The organism is Halopiger djelfimassiliensis, assembly GCF_000455365.1.
GTDB classification, from domain to species: domain Archaea; phylum Halobacteriota; class Halobacteria; order Halobacteriales; family Natrialbaceae; genus Halopiger_B; species Halopiger_B djelfimassiliensis.
The window spans coordinates 663,838-682,008 of record NZ_HG315686.1 but is presented as its reverse complement, the minus strand read 5'-3'; the positions used below and the strand labels follow the sequence as shown (position 1 = coordinate 682,008).

The following is an 18,171-nucleotide window of genomic DNA, read 5'->3' as shown; positions in this document are numbered from 1 at the left end:
ACCATGACGCGCTCGCTCGAGCGACCGCGGCGAGGTGCGACCTCGCGGGAATCCCCCATCGACCCCCGCCGACCGCCGGACTCGAGCGGGCCGGCTCGGCACGACCGCCGAACGCGGCCCAAAAACGCACCTCGGACGCGCCGCTATCCGTGTCGAGCGAACGGAATGTCGTGCGAGACGTTTATGTCTCGGGAGCGGGTACGCAATCATCGCTTCGACCTTACCGGGTTGGAAGCCACGTCTCGGGTGATCCAGCACCCGGGGCATTTCAGCGCATGCCCCCTGCGACGGTTCTGGAGACGGTAGCTTCCGGGGAGAACTAACACGTATAGTGACTTATATCTATTGACGATCGGGGAAAAACCATCCCTGCCGCGCGAGCCACCCGCGCCGCACTCGGCTCGAGAACGAGGGGACGGGTTGGCTCGAGGCCGACGGCTCGAGACCGACCGGCCGGCTCGAGTCGCCGTCGGACGCAGGATTTTCTTTCGGCGTCACGTACCGGGCCGTGTGTACGACTCGATTCTCGTCGCGACGGACGGCAGCGACGCCGCGACGGCGGCGACCCGCCACGCCATCGAACTCGCGCGCCGGTTCGAGGTCCCGCTGTACGGCATCGCGGTCCTCGAGAGCCGCACCGAGTACGACAACGCGATCGTTGACCCGGAGGAGGCGACGCGGCGACGCAGGGAGCAGGCGGAATCGACGCTTGCCGAGTTCGAGACGGCGGCCGAAGCGGCCGGCTTGGACGTCGAAACGGAGATTCGGTCCGGCGTCCCCCACGAGGAGATCCTCGCGTACGCCGACGACCGTGGCGCGGACGCGATCGTCGTCGGCTCCCGCGGCAGTTCGTCGTTCAAGCGGGCGCTGCTCGGCAGCACCGTCGACGCGGTCGTCAGGCTCGCAAAGCGACCGGTACTCGTCGTCGACGACGCGGATTCCGGCGACGAAACGGGTCAGAACGGTATTTGAGGGGGAACATTTACCACACCTGTCGTGTGACATAGCGATATGACACTGCTCGTCCCGTTCGACGGGTCCCAGCTGGCGACTATCGCCCTCGAGAAGGCCTCGGAGTTCGGCGAGCTGATGGACGAGGAAGTCGTCGCCCTGACGGTGATCCCGGACGATCCGGACTACGCCCGTGATCGGGGCTGGATCACACAGGGGGAGCCGTTCGATCCCGACGCCATCGCCGCGGGGATGCAGATGCGAGCCGACGAGGTCGCCCCCGGGGCGACGTTTCGGACGGAACGCGTCAGTTCCGACGAGCCGACGGCGACGTCGACGACGAACGTCGTTCGCGAGATCCGCCGGGTCGCGGGCGAGATCGAGGCGACCGTGGTCTTCATCGGGTCCGAAAACGCCGGGTCGGTGATCGCTCCCCAGTCGAGCGTCGGCAGTCCGGTCGCGAGCGATCAGCGATACGACGTCTACGTCGTCCGCCGACCCGGGACCGAGGTCGACCCCGAAGATATCGCCGACATCGATTCGATGACCGAAGGGCTGTAGCCGTCGGTCCCGGAGGAACGTTTATTCCGGTGACTGACATCGCTTCGAACGAGCAATGGTCGATCGGAACGGGTGGGGGCGGGATCGACCCGCCCCGACCGGCGCGCCGCACTCCCCTCCCGCGTCGTTCGTCGAGCAGGCGAACGTGTCCGACGCGGACGTTTACGCGGCGTTCGAGGACGACTGGCCGGACTGCTGGGAACGCGCCGCGGCGTTGCTCTCGTGGGACGAGGCGTACGATACCGTTCTCGAGGACGACGACGCACCCTTCTACCGGTGGTTTCCCGGCGGGAAACTGAACGCGTCGTACAACTGCGTGGACCGGCACCTCGAGTCGGGCCGGAAGACCCACGCGGCGATCAGGTGGGAAGGGAAACAGGGCGAGCGGGAGACCTACACCTACCGGGACCTCTACGTTGCGGTCAACGAGTTCGCCGCCGCGCTGCGCGATCTCGGCGTCGAGGCCGACGACGTGGTGACGATCTATCTCCCGATGATCCCCGAACTGCCGATCGCGATGTTGGCCTGTGCGCGGATCGGCGCGCCCCACAGCGTCGTCTTCGCCGGCCTCTCGGCGGACGCGCTGGCGACGCGGATGAACTCGGCCGACAGCGAGTACCTGATCACCTGCGACGGCTACTACCGGCGCGGCGACGCCTTCAACCAGAAGAGCAAGGCGGACAACGCCTGCCTCGCCCTCGAGCACGACGTGCGGACGGTCGTCGTCGATCGACTCGGCGACGAACTCCCGCACGTGCTCGGGGACGACGAGTGGGAGTACCACGCCCTCCGCGAGGCGTTTGCGGGCGAGACCGTCGCGCCGGTTTCGCGGGACGCCGAGGACATGCTGTTTCTGATGTACACATCGGGCACGACGGGCGACCCGAAAGGGGTCGTTCACACGACCGGCGGATATCTCGCCCATGTCGCTTGGACGAGCCACGCCGTGTTGGACGTCAAACCCGAAGATACCTACTGGTGTGCGGCCGACATCGGCTGGATCACCGGCCACTCCTACATCGTCTACGGGCCGCTTTCGCTCGGGACGACCACCGTGATGTACGAAGGTACCCCGGACTACCCGGATCGCGATCGGCTCTGGGAGATCGTCGACCGAAACGCGGTCGATATCTTCTATACCGCGCCGACGGCCATCCGTGCGTTCATGAAGTGGGGGCCGGAGTATCCGGAGCGGTACGATCTGTCGTCGTTGCGGTTGCTCGGGACCGTCGGCGAACCGATCAGCCCCCGGCCGTGGAACTGGTACCGCGAACACATCGGCGGCGGAGAGTGTCCGATCGTCGACACCTGGTGGCAGACCGAGACGGGCGCGGTGACGATCTCGACGCTGCCGGGAGTCGACGACATGAAGCCCGGAGCGGCGGGGCCGGGACTGCCGGGGATCGACGTGCAGGTCGTCGACGAAACGGGGAAGGAGGTCGACCCTGGAGAGGCCGGCTACCTCACCATCGCACGGCCGTGGCCCGGGATGGCCAGAACGCTGTACGACGGCGACGAGCGGTATCGCACCGAGTACTGGACCCGGTTTTCCGATCCCGACGCCGACGAGTGGCGCTACTTCAGCGGCGACACCGCCTGCATCGACGAGGACGGCTACGTTACCGTCCTCGGGCGCGTCGACGACGTGATCGACGTCTCCGGCCGGCGGTTGAGCACCATGGAGATCGAAAGCGCGATCACCGACGTCGACGGCGTCGTCGAGGCCGCCGTCGTCGGCCGATCCGACGGACGGACGGGCACCGACATCTACGCGTACGTAAGCACCGACGGGAACCGCGACGCCACGGACGGCGTTCGAACCGCGATCGTCGACAACGTCGAGACGACGATCGGCCCGATCGCGACGCCCACGGAGATCGTCTTTACGCCCGAACTGCCGAAGACGCGGTCGGGCAAGATCATGCGCCGCCTGCTGGCGGACATCGCGAACGACGAGGAACTGGGCGATACGAGCGCGCTTCGCAACCCGGAGATCGTCGGCGAGATCCAGACCGAGAGCGGCGATCGATGACCGGTTTCGCGTATCCAACAGCCGCGAAACGGTTTCGATCGCCTCGAACGGGCTGGATCGACTATTCGAGCGTCAGCCTGCACTGGAGGCGATACAATTATGTTCGCGTCGCTGGAGAGAGCGAAACATGACGACGACAGCGGTCGAGTCGGGGGTGCTGTCGGACCGGCAGTACGAGATGCTGCTCGACGCTGCCGAGACCTATCGTGAAGCGCTCGTCGTCCGCTGTTGTGGCGAAGTCGGTCTCCGCCCCGCCGAACTCGCGGAACTCACCGTCGATGACGTCGAACAGGTCCGGATCGATCCGCCGCGGTATCTGGTTCGGGTCCCGGCCGTCGGTGACCGGGAGGGCCGGACCGCGTATCTGCCGACCCGGGTCGAGCGTGAACTGCGGCGATACGCACGGAGCAACGATCTGTCCCCCGCGGATCGGATCTTCGACGTCACGCCGCGTCGGCTCCAGATGCTCGTCTCGGACGTCGCCGACCGGGCGGGAGAGGTGTTCGACGATCCGTCCCTCGTCGATGCTTCTACCGGCGAACTCCGACGCTACTTCGCCGCTACCGCTCTCGTCGACCACGAGGTCAACCCCCGGGCCGTCAAAACGGCCGGCGGCTGGCGGAGTTTCGAAGCGCTCGAGCCCTACTTGCCGACGCCGACGGACGCGGAACTCGTCGAAGCCTTCGACGCGGTCGAACGGCCCTCCGGTCCCCGGGACGGCCGCGGCCGGTCGCCGCGCGGATCGCGGTCCAGTCTCTCGGTAAGCGACGACAGCGTCGTCCGGCTTCTCCTCGCCGCCAGCGATCGGTACGCGCTCGTTCACCTCGACGAGGACGGCTACGTCGAGCGGTGGAACCGAAGCGCCGCCGCGATGTTCGGCTACCGGGCCGGCGAGATCGTCGGGTCCCACGTTTCGGCGTTCTATCCCGACTCGGCCGTCGAAGACGGCGCGCCGGAGCGAACGCTGTCGGCCGCGCTCGAGGAGTCCGGGTCCGAAGCCGAGGGGTGGCGCGTCCACAAGGACGGATCGCGGTTTCGGGCGACCGAGGTCGTTTCGCCGCTTCGTGACGACCGGGGCCGCCATCGCGGCTTCGCCGTTTTCGTCCGTGACGTTTCTCGACACCACGAGCAACTCGAGTCGGCTTGCTCGCAGCGTGACGCACTCGAGCGACGCTACGCGGTCGCCCGACGGCACCGCAGCGTGACGGCGTCGCTGCTCGAGTCGAGCGGCCACGAGGAAGTCGAGACCGACACCTGTACGGCGCTGGTCGACGGCGGGGCCTACGAGTTCGCCTGGATCGATCGGGCGACGCTGTCGGACCGTCGCCGGAAGTGGCGCGCCTCGAGCGGGATCGAACCGGACGCGGTCGATCGCCTCGCTGCCGCCGAGTGGCAACCGGACGAGGGCGGGGCCGACGCCGCCTCGAATCCAAACGGCGATACCGACCCCGATGCCGACGACGCCCGTCGGAACGACGGAGCCGTCCTCGAGTCGGCGATCGCCGACGGATCTCACGGGCCGGCGATCGACGTCGTCCGCGACGTTACCGTGGAGTTCGACGACGGCACCTTCGAGGGGGCAATCGCACGGGTGCCCTTGAGCTACGGCGATACGACCTACGGGACGCTCTCGGTCGCGACCGAGCGCCCGGAGCCGTTCGACGGGGAGGAGCGGCAGTGGCTCGAGACGACTGGGCGTCAGGTCGGCTACGCGATCGCCGCCGTTCGCCGCCGCAACCTCCTGTTGTCCGATCGCGTCGTCGAGTTCGACATCGCCTGTCACGACGCGGGGTCGTTTTTCGTCGAAACCTCGAGTGCGCTCGACTGTCGGTTCGAACTCGATTCGCTGGTTCCGGTCTCCGAGTCGACTCAGCTCTACTACTTCCGGCTCGAGGGGGCGTCCCCGGGTGACGTGTTCGACCGCGCCGAGACCGACGGCGGTATCGCCGACTGCCGGCTGATCGAAACCGACGAGGACGGATGGCGCGTCGAGTTCGTCGTCGAAGGCTCGTCGCCGACGCTGACGCTCACCGAGTACGGCGTTACCGTCCTCGAGGCCGTCATCGAGGCAGGGACGGCGACGATCACGGCCGAATGCGCCGCCGATGCCGAGCTGCGGACGATCGTCGACGGACTCCGCGCCGCGTTTCCCGACTCCGAACTGATCGGGAAACGCGAGGCCGAACGGGCGGTCCAGACGGCCCGCGAGTTCCGTGAGGGACTCGAGGATCGGCTGACCGACCGGCAGGTGGCGGCGCTTCGGGCGGCCTACTCCGGCGGCTACTACGACTGGCCCCGCGAGAGTACCGCCGAAGAGATCGCCGACGCGATGGGCATCTCCTCGCCGACGCTTCACAACCACCTGCGAAAGGGCCAGCACGAACTCCTGCGGACGTTCTTCGACGATCCGTCGGGCGACGAATGAGCCGGATCGCCCCGGGCGCTAAGCGTCTAGACTCGAGCGGCCGGTCGTCACCTGACCGACGGCGATCCCCGCGACGGCGTCCCGGTTCGGTCGATCGAGACGGGCCAGCGGCGGGTCGAAATACCGGGCGAGCGCACCCTAATCTATGAGCCAGTAAGACTGATTTTGCACAACTAGAGGCCGGCTTTACTATTCCAGTTGTGTATTGGTAGGGTGTATCATGTCACAGGAGGAAGCCAGTCTCGAGGCGCGACTCGAGGAGCAAGCGGAGTTCGATCCGCCCGAGTCGTTCGTCGAGCAGGCAAACGTCACTGATCCGGGAATCTACGAGGAGTTCGAGGAGAACTGGCCGGACTGCTGGGAGCGAGCGGCCAACCTCCTCTCGTGGGACGAGGCGTACGACACCGTCCTCGAGGACGACGACGCGCCGTTCTACGAGTGGTTTACCGGCGGGGAACTGAACGCGTCGTATAACTGTCTCGACCGACACGTCGAGGAGGGAGCGAAAAACCGCGCGGCCATCAAGTGGGAGGGCGAACTCGGCGAGACGCGAACCTACACGTACGGGGAGTTGCTGAACGAGGTCGAGGCGTTCGCCGCGACGCTCCGTGAGCTCGGCGTCGAGGAAGACGATATCGTCACGCTGTACATGCCGATGGTCCCCGAACTGCCGATAGCGATGCTGGCTTGTGCGCGGATCGGCGCACCCCACAGCGTCGTCTTCGCCGGGTTCTCCGCGGACGCGCTGGCGACGCGGATGAACTCGGCCGACAGCGAGTATCTGGTCACCTGCGACGGCTACTATCGGCGCGGGGACGCGCTCGATCACCTCTCGAAGGCAACCGAGGGGCTCGAGAGCGTCGAGCACGAGGTCGAGGAGGTCGTTGTCGTCGACCGGCTTGGTGAGGCCCTCGAGCACTCGCTCGCGGACGGTCACCACGACTACGACGAACTGGTCGCCGAACACGAGGGAGCGTCGGTCGACCCGGTTTCGCGGGACGCCGAGGACATGCTGTTCCTGATGTACACGTCGGGAACGACCGGCAAGCCGAAGGGGGTAAAACACACAACCGGCGGCTACCTCGCGTACACCGCGTGGACGAGCCACGCCGTCTTGGACGTCAAGCCCGAAGATACCTACTGGTGTTCGGCCGACATCGGCTGGATCACCGGCCACTCCTACATCGTCTACGGACCGCTTGCGCTTGGCACGACGACCGTCATGTACGAGGGGACGCCGGACTACCCCGAGAAGGATCGCCTCTGGGAGATCGTCGAGACGAACCGCGTCGACGTCTTCTACACCGCACCGACGGCCATTCGGGCGTTCATGAAGTGGGGGTCGCAGTATCCCGACCGCCACGACCTGTCGTCGCTTCGCCTGCTCGGCACCGTCGGCGAACCGATCAACCCGCGGGCCTGGAAGTGGTACTACCAGCACATCGGCGGCGAGGAGTGCCCGATCGTGGACACCTGGTGGCAGACCGAGACCGGCGGCATGATGATCACCACGCTGCCGGGGATCAACACCATGAAACCCGGCTCCGCCGGACCGCCGCTGCCCGGGATCGACGCCCGCGTCGCCGACGTAAACGGCGAGGAAGTCGACCCCGGCGAAGCCGGCTACGTCACGATCAACAACCCCTGGCCCGGAATGTTGCGGACGCTGTATAACAACGACGAGCGGTTCATCTCGGAGTACTGGGAGGAGTACTCCGACGAGGAGGCCGACGAGTGGGTCTACTTCCCCGAGGACGGCGCGAAACTCGACGAGGACGGCTACGTTACCATCCTCGGGCGCGTTGACGACGTGATCAACGTCTCCGGGCATCGGCTCGGGACGATGGAGATCGAGTCGGCCGTCGTCGGCGTCGAGGGGATCGCGGAGGCCGCCGTCGTCGGCGGCGAACACGACGTCAAGGGCGAGGCGGTGTACGTCTACGCCATTCCCGAGGACGGCTACGAAGACCAGGAAGCCGAACTCGAGGAGCAGGCCGAGCAAGCCATCCTCGACTCGATCGGGCCGATCGCGAAACCCGAGCAGGTGCTCTTTACCCACGAGCTACCGAAGACGCGCTCGGGCAAGATCATGCGCCGGCTGCTCGAGGACATCGCCAGCGGGAACGAACTCGGGAACACCTCGACGCTTCGCAACCCCGAAGTCGTCGACGAAATCGCCGAGCAGGTCGAAAGCGACTGACCACCGAACCGATTTTTCACAGATCACACGAGGAACACGACACCGAGCGCACATATATGCCAGATAATAACACACAAGATTCGGACGGGACGGTCGAAACGGACGGCGGCGTGACGTCCCCGTCTGCACAGGACCACTTGGACACTGACTACCTCAACAACGAAGTGAACCTCCTCAGGCCGAGCACGTCGTTTATGCGGGACCACCTGCGCGTGGTCTGGACGGGATTCGTCGTCTGGGTGCTCCTCGTCTTCGGTCCGGTGACGCTGACGGCTATCGCACCGGAGATGATGACGACGACGATGCCGGTGCTTGGCTTCCCGCTGCACTACTTCCTGGTCGCGATCGGGGCACCGGGCGGGGCGTTGCTGCTTTCGGCCTGGTACGCCCGCAAACGCGACCAGCTCGACGCCAAATACGGCATCGACCACACGGCTCCGCTGGAGTCAAGCGGTGGCGGGGAGGCCGCGGCGACCGATGGGGGTGAAGACGAATGAGTCGAGCCGCGAGCGTCGTTTTGCAGGCCGATACCGGACTCCTTCCCGAGGGACTCGACGTTTCGTTCAAGGTCGCGCCGGCCGTCCTCGTGGTGACGATGCTGTTGTTGTTCCTCGGCATCGGGTACGTCTTCCGCGTGGCCGATACCGAGGACATGTGGGTTGCCGGCCGCTCGATCGGCAACCTCGAAAACGGGATGGCGATCGGCGCAAACTGGATGTCGGCCGCGTCCTATCTCGGAATGGCGGCGCTGATCGCCCTGTCGGGGTTCTACGGGCTGGCCTTCGTCGTCGGCTGGACGACCGGGTACTTCATCCTGCTGATCTTTATGGCCGCGCAGATGCGTCGGTTCGGGAAGTACACGGCACCCGACTTCGTGGGCGACCGGTTCAACTCCGATGGGGCGCGGGCTATCGCCGCGGTAACGACGTTCCTCATCGGATTCGTCTACGCGATCGGACAGGCCCGCGGCATGGGGTTGGTCGGACTGTACATCTTCGGCGACATCGGCATCCCCGGTTTCAGCGGCTATCAGGCGATGGTCATCTTCATGATGGCGATCACGGTCGGCTACCTGACGCTGTCCGGGATGCTCGGCGCGACGAAGAACATGGCCGTCCAGTACGTCATCCTCATCGTCGCGTTCCTCGCCGGACTGTACGCCGTCGGCTTTTCGGAGGGGTACTCGACGGTACTCCCACAACTCGAGTACGGCACGCTCATCAGCGAACTGGGCAGGGAGTTCAGCGAACCCTTCGTCACCGGCGGCCCGTACCTGTGGATCGCGACGTGTTTTTCGCTTATCGTCGGCACGTGCGGACTCCCGCACGTGCTGGTGCGATTCTACACGGTCGAAAACGAGCGGACCGCCCGCTGGTCGACCGTGTGGGGCCTCTTTTTCATCTGTCTGCTCTACCTGAGCGCGCCGGCGTTCGCGGCGTTCGGAACCGACCTGTACGCACAGAACATCGGCGACGTATACGGTGATCCCGGCATGAGCAGTGCCGCCGGCGACGTCATCGTCGTGCTCGCGACGCAACTGGCCGGGATGCCGGACTGGTTCGTCGGCCTCGTCAGCGCGGGCGGGATCGCCGCCGCGATCGCGACGACCGCCGGGCTGTTCATCGCCGGCTCATCGGCCATCTCACACGACATTTACACGAACATCATCAATCCGGAGGCGACCCAGCGCCAGCAGGTTCTGGTCGGTCGACTGAGCATCATCGCACTGGGCGTGTTGACGACGCTTGCAGCGTTAGACCCCGCGGCACCGATCGCCGCACTGGTCTCGTACGCGTTCTCGCTCGCCGGTGCGGTGCTGTTCCCGATGTTCTTCCTCGGGCTCTGGTGGGAGAACACGAACCGGCAGGGTGCCCTCGCCGGCATGACCACCGGACTGGTCATCTGGACGATCCCGATGATCAACGAAGTCCTCCCGGTCTACGTCGCATCCATCGACGGCCCCCTCTCGGCGGGACTCGAGCAGTGGCTGCCCGCGATCGGTTCCGCGCTGGTTGCCGTGCCGATCGTGTTCGCCGTCACGATCGTCGTCTCGATGGTGACCGACGAGCCGCCGATGGAGACGAAACGGGTCGTCAGACAGTGTCACAGCCCCGAACCGATGGGCCAGCAACAGACCGCGGAAGACGTCGTCGCCGACGGCAGCGGCGGCGAAACTCCTGCAGACGACTGATCCATGTACGAACGCATCCTCGTTCCGACCGACGGAAGCGACACCGCCGAGGTCGCCGTCGACCACGCGCTCGACCTCGCCGAGAAGTACGGTGCCGAAGTCCACGCCCTGTACGTCGTGGATACCGATTCGATGAGTCTCAGCCTCGGTGCCGAACAGGTCGACCGCATTCGGCAGGGCCAGTACGGCGAGATGGAGGAGGTCCGAACCCGTGCCGAGAAGGCCACCGCCACCGTCACAGACCGTGCCGAAGAACTCGGCCTCGACGCCGTCGAACACGTGTCGGCCGGTCGTCCGCACTCGCTCATCGAGGAGTACGCCGACGACAACGACATCGATCTCATCGTCATGGGATCGCACGGCCGCGCGGGCATCAGGCGGACCCTGCTCGGCAGCGTCACCGAACGAACGCTCCGGTCGACGACGATTCCCGTCCTCGTCGTCGACGCTCGAGCGGGGACGTAACGGCCTCGAGCCGGGTTCGCACGCCGTCGCCTACCGGCGTTCCCGCTCCTGCCGTGCGACCGCGAGTTTGAAACTCCAGATCAGCCCGTAGTAGGCGGCGATACCGGCGACCATGAACATGTAGTAGGCCCAGGTCGGCCCCTCGAGAACGCGAAAGACGAGTTCGACCAGCGTGACCCAGCCGATCGCGAACGCCAGATCGGTCAGTATCCCCCACCGCTCGGATCGCGCCGTCTCGAGCCACTCACGAATCCGGCTCATCGGTCGATCATGCGGCTGCTCTCGGATCCGATCATTACGGTAGTGTTTCACATGGTGCCCGAAAAAGTCTACCGACGACGGCGATCACGCGTTACAGGAGTGCGAAACGGAAGCCTACGGCTTTAGCTGTGAGTCGTAACGGGAGCAAGTTTGCGTGTCCGTACTGTGAGTCCGTGCGGCACGCGGATTTGAACGCGGCTGAGAACGTCAGTCAACGAGAGGGCGATCCATGCACGGCCTCACGCTTCAGGCGAGGCGAACCGTGCGGCCCAGCGCGCTGAAGACCGTGCCGACCGCTTTGCGGTCGCCTGCCATATGCAGGTGGGAAGGCCCGTTTGACCGGACTACACGCGCTGGAAAGCACGTCCAAGCACCCACCCCTTCAGGGCTGGGAGGAGGTCACTGATCGTAGAAATCGTCGACCTCGGCTTGCGGAAACGCCGGCGTCGCGGCCGAAACGTACTCGAGCGTCCGATCACCGGTGTTCCGGATGCCGTGTTCCGTGTGTGCGGGAACGTGCACCAGATCGCCGGCTTCGACGGCGCGTTCGTCTTCGTCGACGACCATGAGGCCCTCACCCGCGACGATGACGTATACTTGCTCCGGCTCGTGTTCGTGTCGAACCTGCCGTGCGCCCGGCTCTACGTCGACCCAGGTGACCGTCAGCTCCGTCTCCGAAACGTCCCCTTGGGAGTGGAGGATGCGGGAGACGAGTCCGTCGTTTCGACTGAGCGCCGGTGCGTCTTCTTTGTTGAGAACCCGCATGGTAAGAGTGTTTCTCCGCTTACAAATGACGGTTGTGGTTCCGAACCGTCGTCTTCCGGAGGGCCGACACCGGGCTCGCCGTTCGGCGTCGATTCGACCGGCTACGGTCACGCGTTCGTGAAACGAAACCTCCTAACCCGCCCGGACGCGAGTTCCGGTATGCACGACGAACCCGAAGTCGCCGTCCTTCGGCTCGGCCACCGCCCCGGACGGGACGACCGGATGACGACCCACGTCGGGCTGACCGCGCGGGCGCTGGGGGCCGATCGCGTGATTTTCCCCGACAACGCGGGCCAGTCGCTCGAGACCGTCGCGGACATCACGGACCGGTTCGGCGGCCCCTTCGAGGTCGAACTCACGGACTCGCCGAAGGCGATCATCCGCGGCTGGGACGGCCGGGTCGTCCACCTCACGATGTACGGCGAGCGCGTCCAGGACGTCGAAGACGACGTTCGGGCGGCCCACGGGGACGGCGAGTCGCTCTTGCTGGTGGTCGGCTCCGAGAAGGTTTCCTTTGACGTCTACGAGGAGGCCGACTGGAACGTCGGCGTTACCAACCAACCCCACTCCGAAGTCGCCGGTCTCGCGGTCTTTCTCGACCGGCTGTTCGAGGGCCGGGAACTCGAGCGCGACTGGGACGACGCCGACCGGCGAGTGATCCCGATGGAGACCGGCAAGCGAGTCGAGTCGGCGGGAGAGGGAGACGCGTCCCGATAGTCGGATCGACGCTTTCTCCGTTCCGTTGCGATCCGGTTCTCCTTCCCGTGACATCAGCCGCGTTCTCGGTCGCTGGTTGCTCCTCGGTCCCGACGTCCACAGCGCCGGGATTCTCACAGTATGTTGAACACCCCAAAGGACCTATATTATGGTAAAATACCTGCTCGTATTGTGACGTCCGACGATTGTTTCACCCGGAGAAACTATCTGAAACTTGCCGCGGTCGGCGGTAGCACCGCAGCGATCGCCGGCTGTAGCGAGTTCCACGGCAACCGAGGGTCGGTGGACGTCTCGGAGTCGAACGACGATCCATCGACGGCGGACATCCCCTCGCTCCGGATGGAAACTGCCGACTTCGCCTCCGTGCGTCAGTTTAGCAACCGAAACTACGAGCGAATGCACGCCTCTCGAAAGCGACGGGCGATCGAGACGCTGCTGTCCGACCCGGCGGTCAACGACCTCGTCAGTGACTGGATCGGTGCGTTCGAAGCGTACGAAGTACTCACGAACCATCTCGAGACGATCAGTCTTCAGGGGCCGACCGACCTGCACGTACAGGAGAGTGGGTTCCCCGACGGCGAGGAAGCCGAGTTCGAGGTGACCGCGGCGAACCGTCGAACCGTTTACGGACTCATCGATCGCCGTCGCGACGAGATCGTCGCTCTCGAGATCACCGATCCACAGGACATCAGTTGGACGGTCACGCAGAACTCCTACGAGATGGAGATCGGGCAGGCGATCCACGATCTCGAGCCGGTCAAAGATGCCTTCGGCGACATGAGCGAACGGGAGTGGTATCCCTCGTGGAAGGGCGCGAACGGCGGGTATACCGGTCTCGGACAGGCTGATCTCCGTCACGGCTACGGCGGAACCGCGGTACTGCACGTGAAAGACGGCGAGGAGGTACGGATAATCAGCGCGTTCATCGACGGAACGGTGCCCAGAAGTCCCGAGATCGTCGAGGTTGCCGTGCTCGATCACGCCGTTGAGTTTCCGCCCTCCGAACTCGCTGCGTCGATCGATCCGGCCCCGGAGTCGGTGCTGGACGTCGTTCCGGACGTGCCAACCGAACAGCGCCCATACTACACGGCGAACGAGGGGTTTCACCGGATCGAACCGCCGGCGGACTCGTTCGAACAGGACGGCTGGGAAATCGAGTGGACCCCCGCTGATGGTCAGGGGGTAACCATTGAAGCGTCGTTCCGTGGAAGCCCGGTGTTCGAGGCGATGAACGCACCGTTCACGTTCACGGGGTATTACTTGCCGCCGCGAGACGGGCGGAACACGCGAGAATGGTACTTTCCGGACGACAACACGGTGTTTAGCGGTGACCTGCTCTTCTGGGACGTCCATACGTCGAGCTCGGGTGGCCCCGGAATGCTCGGAAAACTCGACTTTCCGGCGCGTGACGGGATCCCGAGCGGGTTTCAACTGAAGAGTCACTTCCACTCGAGCGCGAACGGTCGGGAGAGCATCGACTTCCACTCCGGGCTCCGTTTTGGGCCGTACAACTACGATCTCGCGTACGAATTCTATGCGGACGGCGTCTTTTCGCCGGTGTTCCGGCGCGCCGGGCCGGGCCTTGTCACGCAGTTCGTCCGGAAAGTCGAGGAAAACGCCGAAACGTACGGAGAAAACGGTGCCTACGAGGAGCCGGTCGTGCAACACTACACGTCGGCCCAAGCCATCGACGTCACGCCCGGCACCGAGGACGGCGTCGCCGTGGAACTGTTCGATGGCGACGAGTGGACGACGCCCGACTCGGAGTTCTACCTCGAAGCCGAACCGGGAATGATCGTCCGATTCAGCAACCCCGGCGGGACCGAAACGATCGATATTCCGCTCCGAAACGATCAGGAAATCGTCGTCGTCAGACGGGACGAGTCGGAAATCGGGCCGGGTGAGTATCCAGCACGTCGGCTGTACGACGAGGGACGGCCGTCTCGACACTACCACCCGGCACAGTACGTCGACGAGCAGCCGATTCAAGGCGAACGGGTCATCGTCTGGCTGCTCATGATCGGCGCGATCGGGCAGATGCCCCATCCATCGGGGACGACGAACTTCGTCACCAAGGGGCGAATAGAGCTGTCCGGATACTGATCGTTTCCGTATGACTTGGACACCAGTATGAGAGACGATCCGACGGCAGGTCGATCGCGACGGGAATTCGTCCGGGCAGCGGTCGCAGCCGGAACGAGCGCCGCGCTCGCCGCCTGTCTCGCGGACGAGCGCTCGGTAAACGCGCCCACGGGCGTCGAAGAGCCGGCATCGCTCCCCGACCGGCAACACGCCTGGAACGACGCGCTACACGCGGATCAGGACGGAAACGTCAGCCCGCCCGAACACCACGTGTTCCTCAGTCTGTCGCTCTCGGAAGCGCCGGACGAGACGGCCCGCAAAACCGTACGGACGGCGTTGCGAGATATCGAACGAGCGGTCGCGCGGGACACCGACGGGATCCTCTTTACGCTCGGCTATACTCCCGCCTACTTCGAGCGGTTCGACGCGCCCCTCGACGACGCCGTCGATCTTCCGAAGCCGGACCCGATCCTCGCGCTGACCGCCGAAAGCGACGTGACGATCGATACGAGCGACGCACTCCTGCATCTCGCGAGCGACGACGGTGCCGTGGTACTCGCCGTGGAACAGGCCCTGTTCGGCGACCGTGGGACCCTCAACGGCCGTTCGGTGTCGGCGTCGCTCGACGCCGTCTTCGAGCGGACAACCCGTCGTACGGGGTTTGTCGGTCCCGGTCTTCCGGCCGCTCGACAGCACGGACTGGACGGCGTCCCCGATACCGAACCGGTACCCGAGGAGGCACCGTTCTTTATGGGATTTCGATCGGGCTTTCGCGAAAGTCAGGCGACCGAAGACCGGGTAACGATCCGGAACGGCCCGTTCGCCGGCGGCTCGACGCAGCATTTCGAAACCCTCGAGCTCGATCTCGACGTGTGGTACGACGAAAGCGACCACGAGCAACGCGTCGCGCGGCTGTTCAGTCCCGCACACGCCGATCGTGAGACGGTCGGCGAGATCGGCGAACGGCTCGGGACCGAAACCGGCATCGCGTCGGTCACCGACGAGATCCACGACCACGCTCGCGACGAGGGCGTCGTCGGACACGCACAGAAGCTCGCTCAGGCCCGCGACGACGGGACGCCGGTGTTGCTCCGCCGGGACGTGAACACGACCGACGGTGACGTCTGTGGCGTCCACTTCGTCTCCCTCCAGCGGGAACTATCGGAGTTTACCCGCGTCCGGGAGGCGATGGCCGGCGAGGAGTTCCGACAGTACGGACTCGGGCCGCGACAGGGCAACGGCATTCTCCGATATCTTCGGGTTCGACGCTGGGGTAGCTACCTCATCCCACCGCGGTCCCATCGGGCGCTGCCGCGACCCGAACCGAACGGCGAGGTCCGGTAGACGGGCGATTCCGCTGACCCGGCTGGCGAGACCGTACATCGCGGGGCTGTGCAGGCCACGGTGGCGTCGTCGTCCGATCCCCGTGACAGCACGCGTTCACGCTGTCCCCATCCGGGAGGGACGACCGGCTGTCGAGCAGCCTCCTCGAGCGAGACCTGGCGACTCGTCGACGCCGGGTTCGGTAATCGAACGCAACACAAACGTTTATGATTAATATTCTTTATTTATCTATGTGGAACTAACTGACATCAATACGGCGTCACGATCGGGAAACGTCGCCACCCTGTTCGACGAGACGGCGCGACACCACGGCGACGAACGGGCTATCGAATACCACGGGGAGTCGACCACGCACGCCGAACTCCGTGACCGAACGGCGGCGTTCGCGGGCGGGCTCCATGATCTCGGTCTCGAACCCGGCGATCGGCTGCTGCTCTTTCTGCCGAACTGTCCGGCGTTTCTGGTCGCTTCGCTGGGCGGGTTCCGGGCCGGGGTCGTGATCTCGCCGATCAACCCCCAGTACAAGCGCCGCGAGGTCGCCTCCCAGCTGGACGATACGGACGCAACGGCGATCGTCACACATCCGTCACTGCGGTCGGTCGTCGATCGGGCCGTCGCGGACGTCGGCACCGAACTCGAGGTGCTGACCGTCGAGAGCGAGCACACGGATCGCGACCCAGAGGACGCGTTCTTCGAGGCGGTCCGGGGCGAGCCGACGCTGGTCGAGCGGGACGACGACGACGTCGCCTTGCTGCCCTATACGTCGGGGACGACCGGCGACCCGAAAGGCGTCCGACTCACCCACCGGAACACCCGCGCACAACTGCTGTGGACGCTGGCGCGGTCGACCCAGAACGTCGATCCCGGGGACGTCCGGAGTCTCATCTGGCTCCCGCTGTACCATATCACCGGTTTCACCCACACCGCGTTGCAGCCGCTGGTCGGCGGCGGGACCTGTTACTTCCGCAGCGCCCTCGAGTGGGATCCACAGGCCTGCATGCAGCGTATCGAGGACGAGGCGATCACCCACTTCGTGGGGGTCACGGCGATGTACACCGACATGGTCGCGGCCGACGACTTCGGCGAGTACGATCTGACGAGCCTCGAATCCGTCTCGGAGGGCGGCGCGAAGCTTTCGAGCGCCGTTCAGGAAGCATTTGAAACGACCGCGGGCGTCGACATCGCCGAGGGGTACGGCCTGACCGAAACCCACGGCGCAACCCACTCCCAAACGGACTCGACGTTCGGCCTGCAACACGGAACGATCGGGCAACCGCTGCGGATGACCGACTGTAAGATCGTCGATGACGACGGTGCGGAGGTGCCGCCGGGCGAGGCGGGCGAACTCTTGGTCCGTGGGCCGCAGGTGATGGACGGCTACCACGAGATGCCCGACGCGACCGAGGCGGCGTTTACCGAGAACGGCTACTTTCGGACCGGCGACGTCGCCCGTCGTGACGGGACCAACTACTACGAAATCGTCGACCGGAAGAAACACGTCATCGTCACCGGCGGGTACAACGTCTATCCGAGCGAACTCGAGGCCCTTCTGCTGGAACACCAGGCCGTCGCCGACGCCGCGGTCGTGGGGATTCCGGACGAGCGGCGCAACGAGGTCCCGAAGGCCTTCGTGGTTCCGACCGACGACGCCGAGCCCGGTGACGGCGTCACGGCGAGGGAACTCCGGGAGTACTGTCTGGACCGGATCGCGGCGTACAAGCACCCCCGCGAGATCGCGTTCGTCGACGAACTGCCCCGGACGACCAGCGGCAAAGTACGGAAGTACGAACTCGAACGGCGACACGGGGCGGAGTGAGGAACGCGGACATCACCGGGTCAGGGACGACCGTCGCCACGGCGGCCGCTTGAACGCACAAAGGAGTAGTTTTTCGGGGGCCGGTGACGCAGGGAGCGGTATGTCTTCGCAACCGGAACTTCCCGGGACGGCGATCGAGTGGTACATGTTCGGGGCGGCTCTCGTCGGAGCCAGCGTGATCGGACTGCTCGTGACGGGCCATACGCTTCCCCAGTCGCTGGTGATGGGTGTGACGACCGGACTCGGCGTGTCGTTGCTTGTCGTGCTGGTCACTGCCGCCTGGCACACGCTGCGTGCGTAGCGGCGCGTCGACGTCGCAGGTGGTGTGGCTGCCCGACCGCGCTGTGGCCTGCCAATTCGG

General features: G+C 65.4%; 15 protein-coding genes. 13 read left to right on the top strand and 2 right to left on the bottom strand.

The genetic code is table 11. The features are described from left to right. Nucleotides 1-510: 510 nt before the first annotated feature. From TX80_RS14285 to TX80_RS14250, 8 genes are all read left to right on the top strand, one after another. Nucleotides 511-972 (top strand): universal stress protein, encoded by a 462-nt coding sequence (locus tag TX80_RS14285; protein WP_049923799.1) that lies wholly within the window; start codon nucleotides 511-513, stop codon nucleotides 970-972. 39 nt (nucleotides 973-1,011) lie between these two features. After that, entirely contained in the window at nucleotides 1,012-1,512 is a 501-nt protein-coding gene (locus TX80_RS14280; RefSeq protein ID WP_049923798.1) for a universal stress protein, read from the top strand. Between the two features lie 55 nt (nucleotides 1,513-1,567). After that, complete coding sequence (gene acs, locus TX80_RS14275; protein WP_049923797.1) at nucleotides 1,568-3,544, top strand: acetate--CoA ligase; 1,977 nt, start codon at nucleotides 1,568-1,570, stop codon at nucleotides 3,542-3,544. A gap of 127 nt (nucleotides 3,545-3,671) precedes the next feature. Continuing rightward, the gene (locus tag TX80_RS14270) at nucleotides 3,672-5,969 is read left to right on the top strand and encodes a bacterio-opsin activator domain-containing protein (protein WP_049923796.1); all 2,298 of its coding nucleotides are present in this window, start codon (nucleotides 3,672-3,674) and stop codon (nucleotides 5,967-5,969) included. A gap of 220 nt (nucleotides 5,970-6,189) precedes the next feature. Then, complete coding sequence (gene acs / locus TX80_RS14265; protein WP_049923794.1) at nucleotides 6,190-8,169, top strand: acetate--CoA ligase; 1,980 nt, start codon at nucleotides 6,190-6,192, stop codon at nucleotides 8,167-8,169. 56 nt (nucleotides 8,170-8,225) lie between these two features. Further along, nucleotides 8,226-8,666 (top strand): DUF4212 domain-containing protein, encoded by a 441-nt coding sequence (locus TX80_RS14260; protein ID WP_049923793.1) that lies wholly within the window; start codon nucleotides 8,226-8,228, stop codon nucleotides 8,664-8,666. Further along, nucleotides 8,663-10,360 carry a VC_2705 family sodium/solute symporter gene (locus TX80_RS14255; RefSeq protein ID WP_049923792.1) on the top strand — a complete coding sequence of 566 codons (1,698 nt, stop codon included), beginning with the start codon at nucleotides 8,663-8,665 and terminating at the stop codon, nucleotides 10,358-10,360. Before TX80_RS14260 ends, TX80_RS14255 begins: the two co-directional genes overlap by 4 nt. Nucleotides 10,361-10,363: 3 nt before the next feature. Then, nucleotides 10,364-10,825: a universal stress protein gene (locus tag TX80_RS14250; RefSeq protein ID WP_049923791.1), complete on the top strand. Its 462-nt coding sequence runs from the start codon at nucleotides 10,364-10,366 to the stop codon at nucleotides 10,823-10,825. Nucleotides 10,826-10,855: 30 nt separating this feature from the next. Here the strand turns inward: TX80_RS14250 and TX80_RS14245 are convergent, their stop codons facing one another. Then, entirely contained in the window at nucleotides 10,856-11,086 is a 231-nt protein-coding gene (locus TX80_RS14245; protein WP_049923790.1) for a hypothetical protein, read from the bottom strand. Between the two features lie 399 nt (nucleotides 11,087-11,485). Further along, the gene (locus TX80_RS14240) at nucleotides 11,486-11,851 is read right to left on the bottom strand and encodes a cupin domain-containing protein (RefSeq protein ID WP_049923789.1); all 366 of its coding nucleotides are present in this window, start codon (nucleotides 11,849-11,851) and stop codon (nucleotides 11,486-11,488) included. A gap of 159 nt (nucleotides 11,852-12,010) precedes the next feature. Here TX80_RS14240 and TX80_RS14235 point away from each other — a divergent pair, with 159 nt between their 5' ends. From TX80_RS14235 to TX80_RS14215, 5 genes are all read left to right on the top strand, one after another. Next, on the top strand, nucleotides 12,011-12,568 hold the full coding sequence (locus TX80_RS14235) for a tRNA (cytidine(56)-2'-O)-methyltransferase (RefSeq protein ID WP_049923788.1): 558 nt from the start codon (nucleotides 12,011-12,013) through the stop codon (nucleotides 12,566-12,568). 171 nt (nucleotides 12,569-12,739) lie between these two features. Then, complete coding sequence (locus TX80_RS14230; RefSeq protein ID WP_154658658.1) at nucleotides 12,740-14,671, top strand: hypothetical protein; 1,932 nt, start codon at nucleotides 12,740-12,742, stop codon at nucleotides 14,669-14,671. 27 nt (nucleotides 14,672-14,698) lie between these two features. Further along, on the top strand, nucleotides 14,699-15,994 hold the full coding sequence (locus TX80_RS14225; protein ID WP_049923787.1) for a DUF7405 family protein: 1,296 nt from the start codon (nucleotides 14,699-14,701) through the stop codon (nucleotides 15,992-15,994). 232 nt (nucleotides 15,995-16,226) lie between these two features. Continuing rightward, nucleotides 16,227-17,810: a class I adenylate-forming enzyme family protein gene (locus TX80_RS14220; protein ID WP_049923786.1), complete on the top strand. Its 1,584-nt coding sequence runs from the start codon at nucleotides 16,227-16,229 to the stop codon at nucleotides 17,808-17,810. 100 nt (nucleotides 17,811-17,910) lie between these two features. Further along, nucleotides 17,911-18,111 carry a hypothetical protein gene (locus TX80_RS14215; RefSeq protein WP_049923785.1) on the top strand — a complete coding sequence of 67 codons (201 nt, stop codon included), beginning with the start codon at nucleotides 17,911-17,913 and terminating at the stop codon, nucleotides 18,109-18,111. Nucleotides 18,112-18,171: the final 60 nt, after the last annotated feature.